We start from the raw sequence: 19,128 nt of genomic DNA on the forward strand, positions 1-19,128 counted from the left end.
CCCTCGCCACGCGCAGCGCAGGTTCGAGGACTAACTCGCGTTGATCTTACGTCTTGTTACCCGACGTGCACCTGGAGCGGATAAGACTCAATTTTCTTGCGTCGGGTGCGCGCATGTGCCAGCTTGGAACCATGGGGGTACTGAGCAACCGGGACTTCCGGCGCCTTTGGCTCGCCGACCTGGTGAGTCAGCTCGGCAGCCGGATCGACGTGCTGGCGGTGCCGCTGCTCGCCGTCACCGCGCTCGGCGCGCCGGTCTTCGAGGTCTCCCTGCTGCGGACCGCGCAGACGCTGCCGTACCTGGTGCTCGGCCTGCAGGTCGGCGCCTGGTGCGACCGGATCCGCCACCGCCCGGTGCTCATCGCAGCCGACGCGGGGCGGGCCGTGCTGATCGCTTCGGTGCCGGTCGCCGCGCTGTTCGGCGTGCTCGGGATGGCCCAGCTGCTCGCGGTGGTCTTCGCCGTCGGCGTGCTCGGCGTCTTCTTCGACGTCGCCCACCAGACGTACGTCCCGCGGCTGGTGCCGCGCGGGCAGCTGCCGGAAGCCAACACCCGGCTGCAGACGAACCGGTCGACGGCGGCGGTCGCCGGCCCGGGGCTGGCCGGGCTGGTCGTGCAGGCGCTCGGCACGGCCGCCGCGCTGGCCGTCGACGCCGCCAGCTACCTGTGGTCGGCCCTCTGGCTGCGCCGCATCGAGACGCCCGACGTGCGGCCCGAGCCGCGTGAGCGGCGGCTGCTGCGCGAGATCGGTGAGGGGTTGCGGCTGGTTCGCGGCGACCGCGTCCTGCTGGCGATCAGCGCCCACGGGGCGGTGTCGAGCTTCTTCCAGTCGGCCCACCTGGCGATCGTGGTCGTCTTCCTGGCCCGCGACCTCGGGCTCTCGGCGTGGGTGATCGGGGTGCTCGGCACCGCGTCGCTGACCGGCGCCCTCACCGCCGGGCTCACCGCGCGCCTGCTCGGCGAACGGGTCGGCCAGGCGCGGGCCCTGTGGGGCGCGGCGGTCCTGTTCGGCCTGGCCTACCAGCTCTACCCGTTCACCGGCCGCGGCTGGGCCCTCGCCTGCTACGTCGTGGCCGGGTTCTTCACCAGCTACAGCGTCATCGTGCTGAGCGTGTTCGGCGTGAGCTTCCAGCAGGCCGTCACGCCGCCGGAGCTGCTGGGCCGGGTCAACGCCATCTCCCAGACGCTGGTGTTCGGCGTGGCCCCGCTCGGCAGCCTGCTCGGCGGCACTCTGGTCGGCGTGCTCGGCATGCGGCCGACGCTGCACGTCGCGGCGGCCGGCGTGCTGGCGTCGGCGGCGATCATGGTGTGGTCGCCGCTGCGGAAGCTGCGGGACCTGACGCCTTCAGGCCGTCGATGACCACCCGGACCAGGTGCGCGCTGCCCGGCGCGTACCGCTCGACGGCGAGGCAGCCGACGATGAGCGCCCGCAGGTCGTCGCCGTCGATGTCGCGGCGGATTGCGCCGGCCGCTTGGGCGCGGGCGAGCAGCTCGGCCAGCGCGGCGCGGAACTCGTCACCCGCGCCGGCCTTGAAGGCGTGCCCGCTCGACTCGGCCAAGGCGTCGCAGATCGCCCGGTTCAGTGACGCCTGTTTGATGACGCGGACGAAGTAGTCGATGAACACCGCGCCGGGATCTTCGGCTCCGGCGAGCGCGCGGGCCTCCTCGGCGAACTGCTGGATCCGCTCGAGCACGACGGCCTGGAAGAGGGCCTCCTTGCTGGGGAAGTGCCGGTAGACGGTCCCGGCCCCGACACCGGCGAGCCGCGCGATGTCGTCGAGCGGAACGGCCAGGCCATCGAGGGCGAAGGCCTCCTCGGCGGCAGCCAGCACCTTGGCGCGGTTGCGCCGCGCGTCGGCGCGCATCTTCTCCATCACGTCTCCTCGTTGACAACCGGAGCGGGAGCTCCGTATCGTCCTAAGCGGGCCCACCGTTCCGATTCAACGCCCAGTCTCGCAGGAGCATTCCGATGCCGCCCACCGTGCCCGAAATCGCCACCGCCGTCCGAACGGGAATGTCCGCTTTGGACGTCACGCCGTTCGCCGCCCTCTTCGCCGCCGACGCCGTGTTCGAGGTGCCCTTCCTCGGCCGGCGGATCGAAGGCCGCGAGGCCGTGGTGGCGGAGCTGACGGCCGGCGGCGACCGGGCGCGGGCGGCCGGCCTGTGACCGTCGCGGACGGCGAGATCACCTCGTACCGCGACTACCCGAACGTTTCCGCCGCTTCGGAGCTCACGCGTGCCGTGTTCGACCGGTTCCTCGCCGCCTCCGTGGAGAACCGGTGGGACGACCTCGCCGACCTCTACGCCGAAGACGTCACCATCGAGATGCCGTTCACCCCGGCAGGCGTCCCCCGGGTGACGAAGGGCCGCGAAGAACTGAGAGCTTCGTGGCCTCCTACGTCATGGTGCTGACGATCGAGGACGGCCGGATCGTGCACTCCCGCGACTACGCGGACACCGCCGCGGCCGCCGAGCGGATCCGGCGGTTCACGGAGTCGTTGCCCGCTGGGACGCCGGAGGGATGAACAACCGCTCGAACGTGCTCACCGTGTGACCCCAGACCCCCGGCACCAGCAGCACGCCGAGCAGTGCGAACACCGGGAAGATGAGCCGCTTCTCGACCTTCTTGCCGGTCCGGAAGCGCAGTACGCGCGGCGGCCGGATCTCGTACCACGTCTCGCCCGCGATCGGGATCGGGAAGAGGAACGGGCAGCCGGCTTCGGTCAGGGCGTCACCCAGGCAGTGGGTGAGGCAGCCGGCCGCCACCGCGATGCCGAGCCAGCCCGAAATGGCCGCCAGCTCACCCGCGCGGTCGGGCGGGGCGGTGAAGAACCACCAGGCCACCGCGGCTCCGCTGACCGGGAGGAGCCAGTCGCCCAGTGCGCCTTCGGCCAGCATCAGCCCGAAGACCACGACGCCGACGACCGCCCACGGGCCGCCTTCGGTCGTGCCCCACGACGTCAGCAGGCCGAGGCCGGCCGCGAAGAGGACCGTGTGGGAGAGGTGGCGGTGCTTGCCGGAGACCTTCTCGTCCCGCGGGCCCTTCGTCAGCGCGTAGAAGCCGGCCGAGACGCGGCGGAGCACCCAGGACAGGGCGCCCGTCAGCCAGCCGAGCAGGCGGGACGCGCTCGCTCCGGGGTGGTCGAGGTCGGGCAGCAGGGCGAACCCCGCCGTGGTCGCCGCGAAGACGACCGCTTGGTGCACCGAACCCGCCCCCACCGCGGGCGCCAGGGCCAAGCCCGCGCACCAGCCGGTCAGGGCATGCGTCCGCCCCATCATCGTGCGCCCCCAGGTCCACGCGGAAAAATCGGTCCGCGGAACCGTAGCGGGCGGTCAGGCTTGGGGGTCTTCCGACACGCTCAGGTGTTCGGCCACGCCGGTGAGCTCGATCACGCGGCTCACCGCGGGGCTCGGGACGACCGCGAGTTCGACGTCCTGCTCGCCGGCCTGGCGTTGTGCGCGGAGCACCACGTTCAGCGCGGAGGAATCGAAGAAGGTCACCCCGGTCAGATCGGCCACGACCCGCTGCGCGCGCTTGTCCGCGATCAGCCCCGCGAGGGCCTCCTGCAGCTGCGGGCTGGTGAGCAGGTCGAGCTCGCCGGTGACCACCACCCGGGGTTCCGTCGCGTCGGTGTCCAGCGTGATGCCGAACCCGGGCGGGGTGGCGTTCTGGTCGGCTGCGGGCATGCAGTTTCTCCTCGTCAGGCGCTGCTCCTGCGCCGGGTACGCGCCTGTTGTTTCAAGCGGCAACCGTGTCACCGTGCCTTCCCAAGCTCGCGCCGGGCACGGTCAAGGCAACTCCGGGGCCAACCCTAACCCAGGAAGCGGCCGCGCCCGCCACGGCCGCCGTCCTTTCGCGTGTACTGCTCACCCGCGATCAAATCCTGCCTGCTCAGCGCTCTGCTCAGTGCGCACTCATGGTCTTCCGCGCCGCCCTGCGCTGGCGCAGGAAGAGCTGCCGCCGCTCGATCTCGCCGAGGCCGCCCCAGATGCCGTACGGCTCCTGTACGGTCATCGCGTGCGTGCGGCACTGGGCCAGGACCGGGCACGACTGGCAGATCGCTTTGGCCCGCGCCTCCCGCCGCTCCCGCGCCGAACCCCGCTCGTTGTCCGTGTGGAAGAACAGGCTGCTGTCCGCACCCCGGCACGAGCCGTGCAGCTGCCAGTCCCACTCTTCAGCAACCACGTTGGGCAGCCGGCTCACGTCAGCCATGTCGTCCCCGCCTTTCCCAGGATCAGCACGTCGACCGCTACATGCCCGCCGGTGGAGCGGATCAAACCCGGGTTTGGTTTGCTCACCCCACGGGCATCTCGCTGACCGGGCGTGGCAGAGACCGCCGATCCCCGGCAGCGCGAGTGCGGAGAAAGGAACAAACGTGGAGGACAACGCCCCGCTCGTCCCGGAAGGCGCGCAGGTCATCGAGGTGCGGACGGCAGCGATCCCGCACGTCGTGCCCACGCTCCGGACCATCGTGGCCGACATCGCGATGCGCCAGGACTTCGACCTCGACGCCGTCGAGGATCTGCGGATGGCGGTGGACGAAGCCTGCTCGCTGCTGCTCCCCGCCAGCGCGGACGGCCGCCTGACGTGTGTCTTCTCCTGGAGCGGGCCGCGCATCGAGGTTTCGGTGTCGGTGCTGTCCGACAGCGCCGACCACGAGGACGACGCCGGCCTGTCGTGGCAGCTGCTGACCGCGCTCGCGACGTCGGCCGAGCGCACGATCACGCCGGAGAACGGACGTTACGTGTCCCGGGTGGACCTCGTCCGGGAGAGCCAGGCGGCGGACTCGTGAGCGATCCCGCCGGGAGCAGCGGGGACGACCTCGACGTCGGCGCGCTGTTCAACCGTCTTGCCGAGCTGCCCGCGGACTCGCCGGAGCGCGAACGCGTCCGCGACACCCTCGTGCGCGCGCACCTGGAGCTGGCGCGCAACCTCGCCCGGAAGTTCCGCAACCGCGACGAGGCGATGGAGGACCTGGTCCAGATCGCCACGGTCGGGCTGATCCACGCCGTCGACCGGTTCGACCCCGCGCAGGGGACGGACTTCCTGGCCTTCGCGGTGCCCACCATCTCCGGTGAACTGCGGCACCACTTCCGGGACAACAGCTGGTCGGTGCGGGTGCCGCGGCGGCTCAAGGAGCTGAACGCGAACATCTCCGCCGCGCGCGAAGAGCTCACCGTGCAGCTCTCGCGGGCCCCGAAGCCCAGTGAGATCGCCGCGCGGCTCGGGGTGCCCATCGAGGACGTCTACGAGGGTCTCCGCGCCGGCCAGGGCCGCTACGGCGCGTCGCTGGACCACCTGCTGGAGAACGCGGCGCACACCCGGTTCGGGGCGCCCGACGCCGAGCTGGGCCAGGCCGAGCTGCGCGAGGCGCTGCGCCCGATGCTGGAGAGCCTGCCGGAGCGGGAGCGCAAGATCGTCGCGCTGCGGTTCGGCTCGGGGATGAGCCAGTCCGACATCGCCCGCCGTGTCGGGGTGTCGCAGATGCAGGTGTCGCGGCTGCTGGCCTCGACGCTGAAGAAACTGCGGTCCGGGCTGGACGAATCCGAGCTGGCCGACGGCACCTGATTAGGCCATCCGGCACCTGGGTACTTGGCGGGCAGGACCGAACTCACTGGGAGGGGGACCGGATGACGACGTCGAAGATGCCGCAGCGCACCGCCGCGGCCGCCGCCCCGCTGAGGGTGCTCCTCCCGGACGACGTCACCGCGCCGGCGATCGCCCGGCACGAGGTCCGGACGGCGCTGCTGCGGCTCGGCGTCCGGGAACGGCAGCTCGACGACGTCCTGCTGGCGACCTCGGAGCTGGTCACCAACGCCTTCGAGCACGGTGAGCGGCCCCAGCGGCTGGAGATGGAGTACGCCGGGGGCCGGCTGACGCTGCGGGTGCACGACACCGGCGGGCGGCTGCCCGAGCTGCGGGCGCCGTCGCCGGCCGAGGCCCGCAGCCGCGGGCTCGTCCTGGTCCAGGCGCTTTCGGTGGACTGGGGCTTCGAGCGGTGCCCCGGCGGCAAGTACGTCTGGGCCGTCTTCCAGCTGCCGGACGCCTGAGTCAGCGCTCCAGCAGCTCCCGGGCGGCGGCGGTCTCCGCGATCCGCTGCCGGAACGGCTTCCGCTCCAGCGCCTCGACGATCGCCGCCAGCACCCCGCGCAGCGGGTAGGGCAGCTCGGCCTCCAGCGCCTCGGACGCCTCGGTCGTCGCCGTCCACTCCGCCTCGATCAGCGGCAGCAGGCCGTGCGTCTTCTCGGTGAGCGACACGATGCGCTGCCGGGCGTCCGCGCCCGGTTCGAGGGCGACGAGCCCGGCCCGGTTCATCTGCGCGACGGTCTGGCTGGCCGCCGAGTGCGTCACGCCGATCTCCGCGGCCAGGTCGCGGATGGCGAGCGGGCCGCGCCCGAGCAGCGCCCGCACCACCGGGGAGTACCGCGGGCGGTAGTCGTCGAGGCCGATGTCGGCGAGGAACTTCGCGATGTCGGTCTCGAAGATCTCGAGGACGTGTCGCATCCGGGTCCCCAGCCCGTCCGGACCGGATGTCATGGCCATGACGGCGAATCATAGGCGCCGGGCGTGTGCTTGGATCGCGACATGGAGAACCGGAAGATCGCCCGCCTGGGCCGCGAGGTGTCCGTCGTCGGGCTCGGCTGCTGGCAGCTCGGGGCGGACTGGGGCGAGGTCGACGAGAACGACGCGCTGGGCGTGCTGCACGCGGCCGCCGACAACGGTGTCACCTTCTTCGACACCGCCGACGTCTACGGCGACGGCCGCAGCGAGCGGCTGGTCGGCCGGTTCCTCGCCGAGCGCGGGGACGTCTTCGTGGCCACCAAGATGGGCCGCCGGGTCGAGCAGGTGCCGGAGAACTACGTCGCCGCGAACTTCCGCGAGTGGAACGACCGGTCGCGCCGCAACCTCGGCGTCGACACGCTCGACCTGGTCCAGCTGCACTGCCCGCCGACGCCGGTGTACTCCTCCGACGCGGTGTACGACGCCCTCGACGAGATGGTCGAGGAAGGCCGCATCAAGGCCTACGGCGTCAGCGTCGAGACCGCCGACGAGGCGCTGACCGCGCTGGCCCGGCCGCACGTGGCTTCCGTCCAGATCATCCTGAACTGCCTGCGCCTCAAGCCGCTGGAGCGCGTGCTGCCCGCGGCGGCCGAAGCGGGTGCCGGGATCATCGCGCGGGTGCCGCTGGCGTCCGGCCTGCTGTCCGGCCGCTACACCGCGCAGACGACGTTCGCCGAGAACGACCACCGCAACTACAACCGCCACGGCGAAGCGTTCGACGTCGGCGAGACCTTCTCCGGCGTGCCGTACGAGGTCGGCCTGGAGGCCGTCGAGCGGCTGCGCGGGCTGGTGCCGTCCGGCCAGACGCTCGCCCAGTTCGCGCTGCGCTGGATCATCGACCAGCCGGGCGTCAGCACGGTGATCCCGGGTGCCCGCAACGCTGCGCAGGCCTCGGCGAACACCGCGGCGGCGGCGCTCCCGCCGTTGACCCCGGAGGCGCTGGCCGGCGTCCGCGAAACCTACGACGAGCTCATCCGGCCGCTGGTGCACGATCGCTGGTGAGCCCGGCATGATGGGCCGATGATGACGCCCGAAGAGCTGCTGACCACCACCCGGACCGTCCGCAAGCGCCTCGACCTCGAGCGGCCGGTGCCGCTCGACCTGGTCAAGCACTGCATCCAGGTCGCGCTCCAGGCGCCGAGCGGTTCGAACACGCAGCGGTGGCAGTGGCTGGTCATCACCGACGCCGGGCAGCGCGCCGCGCTCGGCGGCATCTACCGCCGGGCGTGCCAGGAGTACCTGGAGTCGTCGCGGGCGGCGGGCAAGCTGTTCGCCGACGACCCCGAGCGGTCGAAGGTGCAGCAGCGCGTCGGCGACAGCGTCGCCTACCTCGCCGACCGGATGGGTGACGTGCCGGTGCTCGTGGTCCCCTGCCTGGAGACGGACTCGCCGGAGCTGCCGCCGGGCAACCAGGCGGGCCTGTGGGCCTCGCTGCTCCCGGCGGCGTGGAGCTACATGCTCGCGGCGCGCTCGGTGACGCTGGGGACGGCGTGGACGACGCTGCACCTGAAGTACGAGCTGGAGGCGGCGGAGGTGCTGGAGCTGCCGAAGAACGTGCACCAAGCGGCGTTGATCCCGACGGCGTTCTACACGGGCGACACGTTCAAGCCGGCCGCGCGGCAGCCGCTCGAGGAGGTCCTGCACCTCGACCGCTGGTGACCCGCGAAGACCTCCTTGCCGGGGCAGTTGGGGGACGTCGGCAAGGAGGCCGTCACGGCCTTTCGGCGGTCAGGTGGCCTACCGCACGGTGAGGGTCAGTCGCTGGATGCCCCAGGCGTCGGCCTGGCCTCCGGGCAGCCAGACATCGACGATGTCGTCCTTGATCCAGCTGCCGATGTCCGCCGCGTAGCACTCGCCGTAGCCGGGGACGGAGAACCGGGTGCCCCACGGGATGATCCGGGCGTCGACCGCGCAGAAACCCGGCCCGGCCTGGTAGCCCAGCGCCGTCTGGGCGACGTCGTTGTAGGACGTGACGCGGTAGTTCAGCGTGGTGCCCGCCGGGATGCGGTAGCCGGCGAGCCGGTTCGCGCCGTCGAGGCGGTAGGCCGTGGAGATCCGGCCGAGTGAACCCGGGGAGTTGTCCTCCGCCGTCATCGCGTACAGCTGGTAGTTCGCGTTCTGGCAGGGACTGGCGTCGGTGACGGTCAGCGTCGGCTGGCCCCAGTCGCTGATCCACTGCAGGGCTTGACCGTTGCGGAAAGCCCGGTAGGCCTTCGCGCCGGCGACCCTGGCGAAGGTGAAGGTGACCTTGCCGTCGCTGCCCAGTCCCCCGCTGACCGAGCCGGGTGCGGGCAGGCGGTTGCTCACGTCCACGGCGCCGACGAGCGTGCCGGGGCCGTGCCCGCCGGTGACCGGGCGGTCCGGGATCGGGCCGGGGTAGAAGTGCTGGCAGGCGGGCAGGGTGGCGGCCGAAGCCGCGGGGGCGGCGAAGAGACCGGCAGCGAGCGCCGCCAGCACGAAGACGGGTGCGAAGCGCATAAGACCTCCGTGGTGGGGACCGGGTGGAGGTGACGCGAGCGGGTTCGCCGCTGGTCAAGACCGTAAGTGGCCTGGACCACACAGTCAATAGGTCTAGACCTTTAAGCGCCGATCGGCGCAGTCAGAGGTAGCTCACCAGCCGGTCGGCCAGCGCGGCCGGGTGGCTGAGCGGCACGCAGTGCGGGCCGTCGAGCTCGTCGGGCTCGATGCCGAGCCGCTCGCGGGCCACCCGCCGCTGGAAGTCCGGGACGAAGAACCGGTCGTCGCGGGCGAGGAGCACCTTGGTCGGGACGTCGGGGTGGGCCAGGAGCGGCCACGGTTCGTCCCACTCCTTGCTGACCTGCTCGCGCCCGTGCGCCTGGCACGCTTCGGCGAGTTCCGCCGGGACGCCGTTGAAGAACTGCTCGGTCTCGGTCAGGCCCTTCGGCGATGCGAAGCCGGTGTTGCCCCACCACTGCCCCGGCTGCTCCCCCGGCGCCGGGACCATCCCGGCCAGGTACACCAGCAGCCGCGCCCGGACCTTCGCCGCGACCAGCGGCGCGGTGAACCCGCCGTACGAATGGCCGACGACGGCGACGTCCGTGCGGTCGCCCAGCGCGGCCAGGACCGTGCCGGTGAACTCCGCCAGCCCGGCCGTGCGGTCGGTGATCGGCAGGTCCGGGGCGACGGCGTCGTGGCCGCGGGCCTCGAGCTCCGGGATGAGCAGGTGGAAGTCCCAGCCGCTGCCGCCGCCCCCGTGGATCAGCGCGAAAGTCGTCACGCGGGCCAGCTCAGCAGCGGCGCAGCATGTCGGTCAAGGCGGTCTTCTCGGCCTGCGTGATCGTCAGCCCGTAGTAGTGCTTCACGACGATCCAGTCGGTCGCGTAGGTGCACCAGAAGGCGACCAGCGGCGGCTTCCACTGGTCGGGCGCCTTGTCACTCTTCTGCTGGTTGACGTTGTCGGTGACGGCGAACAGCTGCGGCCGGGTCAGGTCGTTGGCGAACTGCTCGCGCTTCTCGGTCGTCCACGACTTCGCGCCGCTCGCCCACGCCTGCCCGAGCGGGACCATGTGGTCGATGTCGAGGTCGGTCGGCTTGGTCCAGGTCTCGTCGTCGTAGACGCTGGTCCAGGTGCCGGACAGCGCTTTGCAGTCCTTGTCCGTCTTGACGTCCTTGCCGTCGCGCTTGAGGACGACTTCGCGGGTGTCGCAGCCGGCCCCCTGGCTGTCCCAGTGCGGGAACTTCTCGCGCGAGTAGCCGTCCATCGAGGTCCTCGCGGCGATGGTCAGCTCGTCGAGCTGCTTCTGGGCGTCGGCCGCACTGACCGGTACCGGCGCCCCCGAGGTCGACGGGGTCGCGCCCGCGCCCCTCGTCGCCCAGTACCCGAAGAGCGCGACGGCGAGCACCACGATTACCAGCAGAGTTCGCTGCGTCACGCTCAGCCGAAAGCCCCGGGCCGCCACGATTTTCTCCTCTCACCTGCGCGGTCGCGCGGCGTAGTCTCACCTCTGCCGGCCCGGGACAACCGCGCCGACACGACGACCTGGCGCGAATGTGACGTCGCCCACCCACGGCGGAGCTGTCACACGGAGCCGATCTTCTGCGACTACCGGAGCAGGACCCATCCGGAGGGAGCAGCCGATGCCCGGCCGGCTCAAGAAGTTCGACGAGTTCTTCCAGCGCAAAGCCGCGGAAGGCGGCAACGTCGTCGCCATGGCCCGGATGGGCTTGGCCATGCGCGAGCGCGGCGAGCTGGCCGAGGCCGAATCGTGGTACCGCAAGGCCGCGATGGGCGGCGACCGCGTCTCGATGACGGCGCTGGCCCACCTGCTCGCCGACCGCGGGGTACTGGACGAGGCCGAGCGCTGGTACCACGAAGCGGCGCTGGCCGGCGAGCCGCACGGGATGCAGTACCTGGCCAAGTCCTACGAGCGGCGCGGCAAGCGCGAGGACGCCCGGCACTGGTACGGCGAGGCGGCCCGGACCGGCGACCTGCCCTCGATGGCCGCGCTCGGGCGCCTGCTGCGTGAAGAGGGGAAGAACGAAGAGGCCGAGTCGTGGCTGCGGCAGTCCGCCGAGGCCGGCTTCACCGGCGCGATGATCGACCTGGGCATCGTGCTGCGCGACCGCGGCCAGGCGGCCGAGGCGGCGCGCTGGTGGCGCTCCGCGGTCCAGGCCGGCGACCTCTCGGCCACCTGCCAGCTCGGCAGGCAGGCCGAGCGCCTCGGCCGGCCGAGCGACGCCGAATCGTGGTACCGCCGGGGCGCGGGCGGCGGCCACGTCGAGGCGATCACCCGGCTCGGGCTGCTGCTGCACCGCCGCGGCGACGTCGAAGAGGCGGAGAGCTGGTACCTCGACGCAGCCGAGCGCGGCGACCCGGCGGCGATGACCAACCTGGGCGTGCTGGCCCGCAACCGCGGGGACGAGGGCGAAGCGGCGGCCTGGTACCGCAAGGCCGCGGAGCACGGGAGCGTCCCGGCACTGACCAACCTCGGTCACCTCGCCGAGCACCGCGAGGACCTGGCGCAGGCCGAGCAGTGGTTCCGCCGCGCCGCCGAGACCGGCGACGTCCAGGGGATGCTCAGCCTGGCGCGGATGCTGCGGGCCCGGGGAGCTGCCCACGAAGCCGAGTTGTGGCTCGCGCGCGCGGAAACCGCGCAGGACGAGCGGGAGCACCAACACTAGCTATTGTGTGATCCACTTCACAGTTCTAGCCTGAAGGCGCACCCCAGGAGGTTGCGCAATGAGGCCACGAGTCCTGGTCGCGAGCATCGGCAACGTCTTCCTGCACGACGACGGCTTCGGCGTCGAAGTGCTCCGGGAACTGGACCGGGCTGGTCTGCCACCGTGGGTGCAGATCGCCGACTACGACATCGCCACGGTCCACCTGGCGTACGACCTGACCGGCGGCTACGACACGACGATCCTCCTGGACGCGACCCCGCACGGCGTCCGCCCGGGAACGCTGTCCCTGACGTCGGCAACCGACACGCACGACCTCCCGGGCGACGCGGTGGTCCGCCTGCTGCGCCTCCTGGGCGGCGACGCGGGCCGCGTACTGGTCTTCAGCTGCGAACCGGCGTGCGTCGACGGCGGGATAGGGCTGTCACCGGAGGTCCGCGCGGCCGTCCCGGCGGCGGTGCGGGTGGTCACCGAACTGGCGTGGGGCGCGAACCCGGAGCTGCCGGTCAGGGAGAAGACGGAAGTCTGACCAGTTCCGGCAGCTCCGGCAGCTGCCGCAGGGCTTCCAGCACCACGTTCACGCCCGCGCGCAGCGGGGTTCCGCTCCGGACCACCGCCGCGATCGTGCGGGTCACCGGGGTGGCCAGCTCGCGCGTCGCCACGCGGTAGTGGCGGTCGACCGCCAGCCCGGGGAGCAGTGCGATCGCCAAGCCGGCTTCGACGTGCTGCAGCGTCATCAGGTAGTTGCTGAAGCGGCACACCACCCGCGGCTCGAAGCCCGACTCGCGGCACAAGCGCAGCGTCAGGTTCGCCATGTACGACTGCGGCATGTCCAGCGCCCACGGCTCGTTCGCGTACGCCGACAGGACGGCCGGGCCGCGGGGTGCGTCCGGCGGTGTCACCAGCACGATCGGGTCCGTGGCCAGCGGGACGATGTCGAGGTCGGGGCCCAGGGGCAGCTCGACGAAGTCGGTCGTGGTGATGATGACGTCGGCGTCGCCGCCGCGCAGGGCCGGGATGCTCTCGTGTGGCTCCAGCTCCAGGAGCTGGACCTCGAGGTCCGGGTGCGCCAGCCTGCTCACCGCCGGGACGGCGAGGGTGTGGATGGCGCTCTGGAACGCGCCGAGCCGGACCAGGCCGGCCGGCTCCTCGTTCAGGCTGCGCAGCTCCGCCTCGACCGTCTCCATGTGGTCGAGGATCACCCGCGCGCGGCGGGCCAGCATCAGGCCCGCCGGGGTGAGCCGGACCCGACGGCCGGTGCGTTCCAGCAGCTGGGTTCGGGTTTCCGCTTCGAGGACGGCCAGCTGCTGCGACACGCTGGACGCGCTCAGGTTGGCGTCCTGCGCCACCGCGCGGACGGTGCCGAGGGTGTCGAGCTTGCTCAGCAGCCGCAGGCGCCACGGGTTCAGCATGCCGTCATTGTTGTTCGGCAGAACCGAACAGGGAAGCCGGAATTGTGAGATGGACGTGTCGCTCGCCGCGACCTAGCGTCGAAGCCATGGCTGACTCCTTCTGGGCCGACGTCGACCGGCACCTCGTGCGGTACGGCGGCGCCTTCACCCGCGAGATCATCGACCACGCCGAGGGCAGTTTCGTCTTCACCGAGGACGGCCGCCGGATCCTGGACTTCACCTCCGGCCAGATGAGCGCGATCCTCGGGCACGCGCACCCGGAGATCGTCGAGACCGTCCGGCGGCAGGTGGGCCGGCTCGACCACCTGTTCAGCGGCATGCTGAGCCGCCCGGTCGTCGACCTGGCTCGGCGGCTGGCCGAGACGCTGCCGTCACCGCTGGAGAAGGCGCTGCTGCTCACCACGGGCGCCGAGTCGAACGAGGCCGCCGTCCGGATGGCCAAGCTGGTCACGGGACGGCACGAGATCGTCTCGTTCGCCCGCTCCTGGCACGGCATGACGCAGGCGGCGGCGAGCGCGACCTACAGCGCGGGCCGTCGCGGGTACGGACCGGCCGCGCCCGGCAACTTCGCCATCCCGGCGCCGAACGCGTACCGGCCGGACTTCACCGACGCGGCCGGCGAGCTGGATTGGCGCCGCCAGCTGGACTTCGGGTTCGAGCTGATCGACGCGCAGTCGGTGGGCAGCCTGGCCGCGTTCCTGGCCGAGCCGATCCTCAGCTCGGGCGGGATCATCGAGCCCCCGCCCGGCTACTTCGCCGCACTGGCCGAGAAGTGCCGTGAGCGCGGGATGCTGCTGATCCTCGACGAAGCCCAGACCGGGTTGTGCCGCACCGGGAACTGGTACGCGTTCGAGCGCGACGGCGTCGTCCCGGACATCCTGACGCTGTCGAAGACGCTCGGCGCGGGCCTGCCGCTGGCCGCGGTGGTGACGAGCGCGGCCATCGAGCAGGAGGCCCACGACCGCGGGTTCCTGTTCTTCACGACGCACGTGTCGGACCCGCTCCCGGCGGCGGTCGGCAACACGGTGCTGGACGTGCTGGCCCGCGACCACCTCGACGAGCGGGCGCTGCAGCTCGGCTCGGTGCTGCGCCACGGCCTCGAGCAGCTCGCGTACCGGCACGAGGTCGTCGGCGACATCCGCGGCCGCGGCCTGCTGGCCGGGGTGGAACTGGTGGTGGACCGGAAGACCAAGCGGAGTTCCGACGAGCTGGGCGCGCGCGTCACCCGGCGCTGCCTCGAACTGGGGCTGCACATGAACATCGTGCAGCTGCCCGGGATGGGCGGGGTGTTCCGGATCGCGCCGCCGCTGACGGCATCCGAAGAGGAGATCGCCCTAGGATTGTCCATTTTGGACCAAGCGATCGGCGACGCCGTCAAGCTGATGTGAAAGGGCCTCCTTGCCGGCCCGGGGAGCCGGCAAGGAGGCCGTTCACGACAGCGTCAGAAGCCCGCTGTCACCTTGGTGAAGTCCCAGTCGTTCTGGGCGATGCCGCTGCACGCCGACTGGACGCCGCCGCCGGGGCAGCCCCGGTCGCGGTTGACCGACCAGAACGCCAGGCGGGCGATCTTGTTCGACTTGGCCCAGTTGGTGATCTGGGTCCAGGTCGACAGGTCCGTCAGCTCCTGCTGGTCGGACAGGCCGTTCATGCCCGAGATGCCGAGGTGGGCGTACGCCGTGGCGTCCGACCACCCGAACGTCGACTTCAGCTTGTCGCGCAGGCCGTTCGCCGCGCTCACCGTGCTGTTGTACATGTTCGCGCCGCCGCCGAAGTCGAACGGCATGATCGTGTACACGTCCACGTTCGCGCCCAGCGCCTTCGACTGGTCGATGAGCCGGTTCCCGTAGTAGTTCGGGCCGGTCGTCGACGTGCCGAAGGTCAGGATCGTCTGGATCCCCGGGTTGTTCTGCTTGACGATCTTCAGCGCGTTCAGGATGCGGTCCTGCACGGCCTCGTTCTCGAACTCGTCGGAGTTCTCGATGTCGATGTCGATCGCCTTCAGCCCGTAGGCGTTGATGACCTGCTGGTACGCGCCGGCCAGCGCGGCAGGCGTCGAGCAGTTCGGGCCCAGCTTGTTGCCGCTCCAGCCGCCGAACGACGGGACGACCTGGCCGCCCGCCGCCTTGATCTGCGAGATCGCGGTGGCGTCGGCGCTGCCCGACAGCGGACGGCTGCTGTCCCACGCCGGGTTGCAGCCACCGGAGGCGTTGATGAACGCCATGGTGAACCACTTGATCCCGGTCGCGGACATCACCGTCTGCGGGTTCGGCGGGCTGCCCCAGCCCATGTACAGGTAGGGCGCACCCCGGCCACCCGCCGGCGGCGGCGTGGTGGTGGTCGTCGTCGGCGGGGTCGTCGTCGTAGGAGGCGTCGTGGTCGTGGGGGGTGTGCCCCCGGCGGCGCACGAACCCCCGTTCAGCTTGCAGTTCGACGGCGCGGCGTACGAGCCGGAGTACGCCACGTTGAACCCGAAACTGGCGCTACCGCCGTTGGCGACGTTGCCGTTCCAGGTGTTCTTCACCGTGACGTGCTGGCCGGACGCCGTGTAGCTGCCGTCCCACAGCGACGAGATCTTCGCCCCGGAAGGCAGGTCGAACTCGACGGTCCAGGTGGCGAGCGTCGAGCCCGAGCCGTTGGCGATCGTGTACTTGCCCTCGTACCCGGTGCCCCAGTCGGAGCCCTTCGAGAAGGTCGCGGACACGCCACCCGCCGCGTTCGCCGGCGCGATCACGAACATCGCGCCGATCGTGGCGGCCGCGGCCGCCAGCCCGAGTGCGGGCAACCACCGGCGGCTCACGACAGGCCGTTCTTCATCGCGGTGATGAGCTCGCCGCCCGTGGTGTCACCGGTCAGCTCCCAGAAGAAGGCGCCGCCGAGACCCTGCTGCTTGGCGTAGGACATCTTGCCGTTGATCGTCGCCGGGGTGTCGTAGCTCCACCAGTTGCTGCCGCACTTGGCGTACGCGGTGCCGGCGAAGGTGCCGGTCGACGGGCAGGTGTTCTTGAGGACCTTGTAGTCCTCGATGCCCTGCTCGTACGTGCCCGGCGCGGGGCCGGTCGCCGTGCCGCCCGGCGCGTCCTGCGTGACGCCGGTCCAGCCGCGGCCGTAGAAACCGATGCCCAGCAGCAGCTTGCTCGACGGGACGCCCTTGCTCTTCAGCTTCTGGATCGCCGCGTCGGAGTAGAAGCCCGGGGTCGGGATGCCGGTGAAGTTGGTCAGCGGCGAGTGCGGGGCCGTCGGACCCTGCGCGGCCCAGGCACCGAAGTAGTCGTAGGTCATCACGTTGTACCAGTCGACGTACTGCGCGGCGCCGCCGTAGTCGGCGACGTCGAGCTTGCCGCCGCTGCTGCCGTCCGCGGTGATGGCCGAGGTGATGAGGAACGACGAGCCGAACTTGGCCCGCAGCGCGGACATCAGGTTCTTGTAGGCCGCGGCACCGCTGGTGTCACAGGACAGGCCGCAGGCGTTGGGGTACTCCCAGTCGATGTCGATGCCGTCCCAGATGTCGGCCCAGCGCGGGTCCTTCAGGAGGTTGTAGCAGGACTGCGCGAAGGCGGCCGCGTTCTGCGAGGCCTGGCCGAAGCCACCCGAGTAGGTCCAGCCGCCGAACGACCAGATGACCTTGAGGCCCGGGTGCAGCTTCTTCAGCTTGCGCAGCTGGTTGAAGTTGCCCGCGACCGGCTGGTCCCAGGTGTCGGCGACCCCGTCGACGCTGCCCGCGGCGTCGTAGGTCTTCTGGTAGTCGGCGTACGGGTCGTCGTTCGCGGTGCACTGCCCGTTCTTGACGTTGCCGAACGCGTAGTTGATGTGGGTCAGCTTGCTGGCCGAACCCGACGTCTCGATGTTCTTGACGTGGTAGTTGCGGCCGTAGACGCCCCACTGCACGAAGTAGCCGACGTTCTTCAGCCCGCCCGGCGGGGGCGGCGTGGTGGTCGTCGGGGTGGTGGGCGTGGTCGGCGTCGTCGTCGGCGTCGTCGGGGTGGTGGTCGGCTGGGTCGGGGTCGTCGGCGTGGTGGTCGGGGTACCGCCGCCGGCGTCGCACGAACCGCCGTTCAGCTTGCAGTTCGCCGGGGCCGAGTAGGTGCCGGAGTAGGCGACGTTGAAGCCGAAGCTGGCGGTTCCGCCGTTGCCGACGTTGCCGTTCCAGCTGTTCTTGACGGTGACGTGCTGGCCGGACGCGGTGTAGCTGCCGTCCCAGAGCGACGAGATCTTCGCGCCGCTCGGCAGGTCGAACTCGACGGTCCAGGTCGGCAGCGTCGAGCCGGAGCCGTTGTTGATCGTGTACTTGCCCTCGTAGCCGGTGCCCCAGTCGGAGCCCTTGCTGAAGGTGGCGCTGACGCCGCCGGCGGCGTTGGCCGGCACGGTGACGAGGCCGACCGCGAGCGCGCCGACCGCGGTGAAGAGACCGAGGAGGTGCCATCTCTTTCTGGACATCGCTCTCCCTTGAGCCAGGTGCAGGGTGGCGGAAACCCACACCGCCGGCGGGGACCAGGGCGGTGTTTTGCGCCGTTTGCGCAAACGGTACGTGGTCCAGACCAATTACGGAAGTGTCACCACGAAGAGTGATAACGGGTCAGGACCAGTCCTCGTGCACGCGGCTTACTGGTCCAGACCGGTTACGCAGAGCAGTGGATCCTGCGCGATCCAGGACCGGACGCGGTCTGGCCCAACCGAGTGAAACCAGCGGGTCACCAGACACATTGCTTGACGGGCGTACCGCAAAGAGTCCACAGTCGGAGCGGCAACTGGGAGCGCTCCCAAGATGGCCGGTCACTCAGCGAAGAGGAGATCATCTTGCGCGCAACGAATTCCCGGGTCCGGCGGACGATGGCCGTCGTGGCGGCCATGGCGGTGACGACCGCGCCCGCCGTGACCGGCACGGCAGCGGCCGCGGGCGGATGCCGGGTCGACTACGCGATCGGTTCCCAGTGGCAGGGCGGGTTCGGCGCCGCCGTGACGGTGACGAACCTCGGCAGCCCGGTGAACGGCTGGCAGCTGACGTGGACGTTCTCCGGCGACGAGCGGATCACGCAGCTGTGGAACGGGACCCACACCCAGTCGGGCGCCCAGGTGTCGGTGACCAACGCGTCGTGGAACGGCGCCGTCGCCACGGGCGGAACGGTTTCCTTCGGCTTCAACGCCACGTCCAGCGGCAGCTCGGCCGCCCCGTCGGCGTTCACGCTCAACGGCGTCGCGTGCACCGGCTCGGTGCCGAACCCACCGGCGGGCGGCGAACCCGCGGTGAACAACAACTTCCCGGTCACCCGGGAGGCCGCGTACGGCGACAACCGGTACACCGTGTTCCGGCCGTCGAACCCGCAGGCGGTGGGCGCGCCGATGCCGGTGCTGGCGTTCGGCAACGGCGCCTGCGCGCACACGGACAACAGCGAGGTCACCCGCGCGTTGACGTTCATCGCGTCGAAGGGCTTCGTGGTGGTGGACACCGGATCGGCGAACGGTTCGGCCAACGGCGTGCCGAGCGGCTCCCCCATCCCGTCCCTGCTGACCGGGGCGATCACGTGGGCGGAGCGGGAGCAGAACCGGTCCGGGGCACCGCTGTCGCAGCGGCTCGACCTGACGAAGGTGGCCACCGCGGGCCACTCCTGCGGCGGCATCGAGGCCTTGGTCGCCGCGCAGGACAGCCGGGTCTCCGCCGCCGTCTCGCTCGATAGCGGCTTCTTCGCAGACGGCTCCTTCGGCTATTCGAGAGCCGAGCTCGCCCGCCTCCACACACCGACGTTGTTCATGGCCGGCGGTCCGTCCGACATCGCCTACGACAACACCCGCGCCAACTACGACCTGGTGACCGTTCCCGCCGTGCTGGCGGTGCACCCGCAGGCCGGGCACGTCGGCTTCATCACCGGGAGCCAGCTGACCGACGGCATGACCACGGTCGTCCAGTTCCTGGACATGGTGCTCAACGGCAACGCCACGGCCCGCACCTACATCCTTGACCCGTCCGGACTCGCGTCCCGGTACCCGTGGACGGTGTCCAAGAAGAACTTCTGAGGGCCGCA

At 71.0% G+C, this 19,128-nt stretch carries 24 protein-coding genes; 13 read left to right on the forward strand and 11 right to left on the reverse strand.

Annotated features, from left to right (window positions below; translation table 11 throughout):
* Positions 1-131 precede the first annotated feature (131 nt).
* Positions 132-1,358 (forward strand): MFS transporter, encoded by a 1,227-nt coding sequence (locus HUT10_RS25920; protein WP_176173585.1) that lies wholly within the window; start codon positions 132-134, stop codon positions 1,356-1,358.
* Here the strand turns inward: HUT10_RS25920 and HUT10_RS25925 are convergent.
* Complete coding sequence (locus HUT10_RS25925) at positions 1,300-1,872, reverse strand: TetR/AcrR family transcriptional regulator (RefSeq protein ID WP_176173586.1); 573 nt, start codon at positions 1,870-1,872, stop codon at positions 1,300-1,302. The two genes, HUT10_RS25920 and HUT10_RS25925, sit on opposite strands and share 59 nt — an antisense overlap.
* Positions 1,873-1,967: 95 nt before the next feature.
* Between HUT10_RS25925 and HUT10_RS51235 the strand changes: the two genes are divergently transcribed.
* Genes HUT10_RS51235 through HUT10_RS51245 form a run of 3 tightly spaced genes read left to right on the forward strand, consistent with a single transcriptional unit; the run spans position 1,968 to position 2,523 of the window.
* A complete protein-coding gene (locus HUT10_RS51235) occupies positions 1,968-2,165 on the forward strand; it encodes a hypothetical protein (RefSeq protein WP_254897035.1) in 198 nt (65 codons plus the stop codon).
* Positions 2,162-2,410 carry a nuclear transport factor 2 family protein gene (locus tag HUT10_RS51240; protein WP_254897036.1) on the forward strand — a complete coding sequence of 83 codons (249 nt, stop codon included), beginning with the start codon at positions 2,162-2,164 and terminating at the stop codon, positions 2,408-2,410. The genes HUT10_RS51235 and HUT10_RS51240 overlap by 4 nt, the downstream gene beginning before the upstream one ends.
* A complete protein-coding gene (locus tag HUT10_RS51245; protein WP_254897037.1) occupies positions 2,386-2,523 on the forward strand; it encodes a hypothetical protein in 138 nt (45 codons plus the stop codon). The genes HUT10_RS51240 and HUT10_RS51245 overlap by 25 nt, the downstream gene beginning before the upstream one ends.
* On the opposite strand, the gene HUT10_RS25935 is transcribed toward HUT10_RS51245, so the two are convergent.
* From HUT10_RS25935 to HUT10_RS25945, 3 genes are all read right to left on the reverse strand, one after another.
* On the reverse strand, positions 2,486-3,274 hold the full coding sequence (locus HUT10_RS25935; protein ID WP_176173587.1) for a metal-dependent hydrolase: 789 nt from the start codon (positions 3,272-3,274) through the stop codon (positions 2,486-2,488). The two genes, HUT10_RS51245 and HUT10_RS25935, sit on opposite strands and share 38 nt — an antisense overlap.
* A gap of 57 nt (positions 3,275-3,331) precedes the next feature.
* Complete coding sequence (locus HUT10_RS25940) at positions 3,332-3,685, reverse strand: STAS domain-containing protein (protein WP_003078104.1); 354 nt, start codon at positions 3,683-3,685, stop codon at positions 3,332-3,334.
* A gap of 217 nt (positions 3,686-3,902) precedes the next feature.
* On the reverse strand, positions 3,903-4,211 hold the full coding sequence (locus HUT10_RS25945; protein WP_176173588.1) for a WhiB family transcriptional regulator: 309 nt from the start codon (positions 4,209-4,211) through the stop codon (positions 3,903-3,905).
* A gap of 163 nt (positions 4,212-4,374) precedes the next feature.
* Here HUT10_RS25945 and HUT10_RS25950 point away from each other — a divergent pair, with 163 nt between their 5' ends.
* The 3 genes from HUT10_RS25950 (at position 4,375) to HUT10_RS25960 (ending at position 6,049) form a co-directional block, all read left to right on the forward strand.
* Positions 4,375-4,791 carry an anti-sigma factor gene (locus HUT10_RS25950; RefSeq protein ID WP_176173589.1) on the forward strand — a complete coding sequence of 139 codons (417 nt, stop codon included), beginning with the start codon at positions 4,375-4,377 and terminating at the stop codon, positions 4,789-4,791.
* Entirely contained in the window at positions 4,788-5,567 is a 780-nt protein-coding gene (locus HUT10_RS25955; protein WP_176173590.1) for a SigB/SigF/SigG family RNA polymerase sigma factor, read from the forward strand. The genes HUT10_RS25950 and HUT10_RS25955 overlap by 4 nt, the downstream gene beginning before the upstream one ends.
* Before the next feature lie 62 nt (positions 5,568-5,629).
* Positions 5,630-6,049: an ATP-binding protein gene (locus tag HUT10_RS25960; RefSeq protein ID WP_176173591.1), complete on the forward strand. Its 420-nt coding sequence runs from the start codon at positions 5,630-5,632 to the stop codon at positions 6,047-6,049.
* 1 nt (position 6,050) lies between these two features.
* On the opposite strand, the gene HUT10_RS25965 is transcribed toward HUT10_RS25960, so the two are convergent.
* Positions 6,051-6,542, reverse strand: a complete 492-nt coding sequence (locus tag HUT10_RS25965) for a MarR family winged helix-turn-helix transcriptional regulator (RefSeq protein WP_176173592.1) — start codon at positions 6,540-6,542, stop codon at positions 6,051-6,053.
* Between the two features lie 42 nt (positions 6,543-6,584).
* On the opposite strand from HUT10_RS25965, the gene HUT10_RS25970 reads away from it, so the two are divergent.
* Together HUT10_RS25970 and HUT10_RS25975 are read left to right on the forward strand one after the other, a co-directional pair.
* Positions 6,585-7,562: an aldo/keto reductase gene (locus HUT10_RS25970; RefSeq protein ID WP_176173593.1), complete on the forward strand. Its 978-nt coding sequence runs from the start codon at positions 6,585-6,587 to the stop codon at positions 7,560-7,562.
* Positions 7,563-7,580: 18 nt separating this feature from the next.
* Positions 7,581-8,219 carry a nitroreductase family protein gene (locus HUT10_RS25975; protein WP_176173594.1) on the forward strand — a complete coding sequence of 213 codons (639 nt, stop codon included), beginning with the start codon at positions 7,581-7,583 and terminating at the stop codon, positions 8,217-8,219.
* A gap of 78 nt (positions 8,220-8,297) precedes the next feature.
* On the opposite strand, the gene HUT10_RS25980 is transcribed toward HUT10_RS25975, so the two are convergent.
* The 3 genes from HUT10_RS25980 to HUT10_RS25990 all read right to left on the reverse strand — a co-directional run bounded on the left by HUT10_RS25980 (position 8,298) and on the right by HUT10_RS25990 (position 10,480).
* Complete coding sequence (locus HUT10_RS25980) at positions 8,298-9,038, reverse strand: 3D domain-containing protein (RefSeq protein ID WP_176173595.1); 741 nt, start codon at positions 9,036-9,038, stop codon at positions 8,298-8,300.
* 121 nt (positions 9,039-9,159) lie between these two features.
* Positions 9,160-9,798: an alpha/beta fold hydrolase gene (locus HUT10_RS25985; protein WP_176173596.1), complete on the reverse strand. Its 639-nt coding sequence runs from the start codon at positions 9,796-9,798 to the stop codon at positions 9,160-9,162.
* A gap of 10 nt (positions 9,799-9,808) precedes the next feature.
* Positions 9,809-10,480: an HNH endonuclease family protein gene (locus HUT10_RS25990; protein WP_176173597.1), complete on the reverse strand. Its 672-nt coding sequence runs from the start codon at positions 10,478-10,480 to the stop codon at positions 9,809-9,811.
* Between the two features lie 178 nt (positions 10,481-10,658).
* On the opposite strand from HUT10_RS25990, the gene HUT10_RS25995 reads away from it, so the two are divergent.
* Both HUT10_RS25995 and HUT10_RS26000 read left to right on the forward strand, forming a co-directional pair.
* A complete protein-coding gene (locus HUT10_RS25995; protein ID WP_176173598.1) occupies positions 10,659-11,702 on the forward strand; it encodes a tetratricopeptide repeat protein in 1,044 nt (347 codons plus the stop codon).
* A gap of 58 nt (positions 11,703-11,760) precedes the next feature.
* A complete protein-coding gene (locus HUT10_RS26000; RefSeq protein ID WP_176173599.1) occupies positions 11,761-12,228 on the forward strand; it encodes a hydrogenase maturation protease in 468 nt (155 codons plus the stop codon).
* Here the strand turns inward: HUT10_RS26000 and HUT10_RS26005 are convergent.
* A complete protein-coding gene (locus tag HUT10_RS26005; protein ID WP_176173600.1) occupies positions 12,206-13,111 on the reverse strand; it encodes a LysR family transcriptional regulator in 906 nt (301 codons plus the stop codon). The genes HUT10_RS26000 and HUT10_RS26005 overlap by 23 nt on opposite strands.
* 86 nt (positions 13,112-13,197) lie before the next feature.
* On the opposite strand from HUT10_RS26005, the gene HUT10_RS26010 reads away from it, so the two are divergent.
* Positions 13,198-14,499, forward strand: coding sequence for an aspartate aminotransferase family protein (locus HUT10_RS26010; RefSeq protein ID WP_176173601.1), 1,302 nt, complete (start codon positions 13,198-13,200; stop codon positions 14,497-14,499).
* A 53-nt stretch (positions 14,500-14,552) separates the two neighbouring features.
* Here the strand turns inward: HUT10_RS26010 and HUT10_RS26015 are convergent, their stop codons facing one another.
* Positions 14,553-15,908, reverse strand: a complete 1,356-nt coding sequence (locus HUT10_RS26015) for a cellulose binding domain-containing protein (protein ID WP_176173602.1) — start codon at positions 15,906-15,908, stop codon at positions 14,553-14,555.
* Positions 15,905-17,545 (reverse strand): glycosyl hydrolase family 18 protein, encoded by a 1,641-nt coding sequence (locus tag HUT10_RS26020; protein ID WP_176173603.1) that lies wholly within the window; start codon positions 17,543-17,545, stop codon positions 15,905-15,907. The genes HUT10_RS26015 and HUT10_RS26020 overlap by 4 nt, the downstream gene beginning before the upstream one ends.
* Before the next feature lie 360 nt (positions 17,546-17,905).
* On the opposite strand from HUT10_RS26020, the gene HUT10_RS50120 reads away from it, so the two are divergent.
* Positions 17,906-19,120, forward strand: a complete 1,215-nt coding sequence (locus tag HUT10_RS50120; protein ID WP_217709644.1) for a cellulose binding domain-containing protein — start codon at positions 17,906-17,908, stop codon at positions 19,118-19,120.
* The last annotated feature ends 8 nt before the right edge of the window (positions 19,121-19,128 follow it).

It is taken from the genome of Amycolatopsis sp. Hca4 (genome assembly GCF_013364075.1).
In the GTDB taxonomy this organism is placed as follows: domain Bacteria; phylum Actinomycetota; class Actinomycetes; order Mycobacteriales; family Pseudonocardiaceae; genus Amycolatopsis.